1 protein-coding gene is annotated in these 2164 nt (G+C 54.9%); it reads left to right on the top strand.

The features are described from left to right. Positions 1–451: 451 nt before the first annotated feature. Positions 452–2164 (top strand): ESPR domain-containing protein (locus AC07V8_RS24025; RefSeq protein ID WP_494681200.1); only part of this gene is annotated, 1713 nt, incomplete at its 3' end.

Here is a 2164-nt window from a genome sequence, read left to right as displayed (position 1 = left end):
CAGTGCGCATTCGCCGTTTTTTTTAACGATGAGACGTCGCACTCCGTGGCCCGCTAAGTGGGGTCGGAGTGAAGTTTCTGCAAAAAGCGCAGAAAGTTCACTCCGACCCCAGTTAGCTGCTGCGTAGGTTAAGCGCGACGAAAGCCGGATTGCGATTTTGTCGCGTTTCATGAAATTCTCAATAAGCGTACTTGGACGGTGGGAAAAGGCGGAGCGCGCGATTTGTTCGGGTGCTCCGTTTTTTTTTGAGGATGGGGTATGGCCTGATGAGCCTGTACGGCTTCAGAAATTTCTGGCACGCAATAGGGATTTTGCCTTTATCAAAATTTATCAATGTTTCGTATTTGTCTGATTGTTTGCCGATTCATTTCCATACTCGTCAAATATCCACACACGGACTAAATCCACATAATCGCTCCTGTCAAATTTAACAGTTGTCAAGGAACGAAAAATGAACAAGGTATTTCGCATTATCTGGAGTCAGATACTGGGCGCATGGGTGCCGGTTTCCGAACTCACGAAAACACGCGGCAAGAGCGCCGCGAGCAAGCCGGGTGCCGTGGTGCTAAGTGTGGCCGCGCTGGCTTTATGCGCGGCGCCGCTGGTGGCCTCGGCGCAGGCCAATGTGGTCATCGATACCGACCAGACCATGCCCTATGCGCTGAGCAGCAGCAGTCCTACGGGAAATCTGGCAGTCATCAACGACGGCGTGAATCTGAGTTCCTCGGTAAACGCCAACAATCCGTCCGGCGCTGCCCTGATCGGCGCAGCCGGCTTTGTGTGGGACATCGTCAATCACGGCACGGTCACCGGTACGAATTCCAATTCCGGCATGGATATTTCCGGCATCGGCAGCAGCATCACCAATTACGGCAGCATTGTCGGCCGGCTGGTCGACGGCACTGCTTTCTTTCGCCCTTATGGCATTCGCGGCGATGGCCTGACCATCGATAATTTTGGCAATATCTCCGCCGATCGTGTGGCTATCACGAATGGCGCGGGGGGAGCCGGTTCTTATCTGAATATCGTCAATCAGCAAGGTGCGGTCATTCGGGCAGAAGACAGTCTCACCAGCCCCCAAAGTAGCATGGCAATTCTTGTTTCCAATGCCCCATTAGCCTTGCGCAATGAGGGTACGGTATCGGGGCAGGATAGCGGTGTCTTTGTCAGCGGCGGTACGGCTGATATTGCCAATAGCGGCTTGATCGAGAGCCGGAATGCTAACTTCGGGATTGCTCTTTTCGACCAGGATGCGACTATGACGTCTCGCATCGTGAATCAATCTGGTGGGCAGATCATCTCAAGCACGCCGACATCGCAAACCGGCCGCGGTATTTATACTACGGGCGGAACGCTGAACGTCGTCAATGAAGCCGGCGCCAGCATCCGAGGTTCCAATGCCGCGATTTATGGCGAACAAACGGCAGTTATCGCCGTCGATAATGCCGGCGCTATCGATGGCGGCGCCACCGGCGCCGGCATCTTTGTGCAGAACGACGCGAGCATCGTCAATCGCGCCGGCGCTGCAATTACCGGCAATGCCGGCGTGTCGTCGTGGTTTGGCGACAAGCTCAACCTGATCAATGAGGGGCTGGTTACCGGCAACCATGGCGGCACAGCCTTTCTGCCTGCAAATAACGGACGTGGTAATGGTGTCTATGTCAGAAGAGGAGATGCTGATATTACCAATGCGGCATCCGGACAGATTCTCGGCCAGGGTGGGACAAATTTTGACGAAGGCAATGGCATCTTTGTGGATGGACTTTCGACTTCCAAGATAAGCAATGCGGGCTTAATTCAGGGCAAGCTCGGCATCTTCTTGCTTTCGACCAATGCCGATGTCTACAACGCTGGCACCATTACGGGTGACAGCGGGATAGCCATCTCATTCGATGCGACCCCTGCAGGCGGCACCAACAACCTGACGCTGGATACCGGTTCGGTGCTCAACGGCATGGTCTACGGTGGCATAGGCGCGGAAAATAACCTGGTGCTGGAAGGCACAGGCAGCGAAGAGCTCGACAAATTCATTGGTTTCCAGACCCTGGCCATGAACGGCCAGGACTGGACCCTCAATGGATTCGGTAGCTTCGATACCCGCGCCGACATCAACAGCGGCACCTTGCATGTCGAAGGCACGTTGCGCACGCCGATCACCGCCATC

The sequence above is a fragment of the Collimonas sp. GW821-FHT02H07 genome (assembly GCF_059421505.1).
The sequence above is the reverse complement of the archived record's forward strand: the minus strand, read 5'-3'. Positions and strand labels throughout refer to the sequence as shown.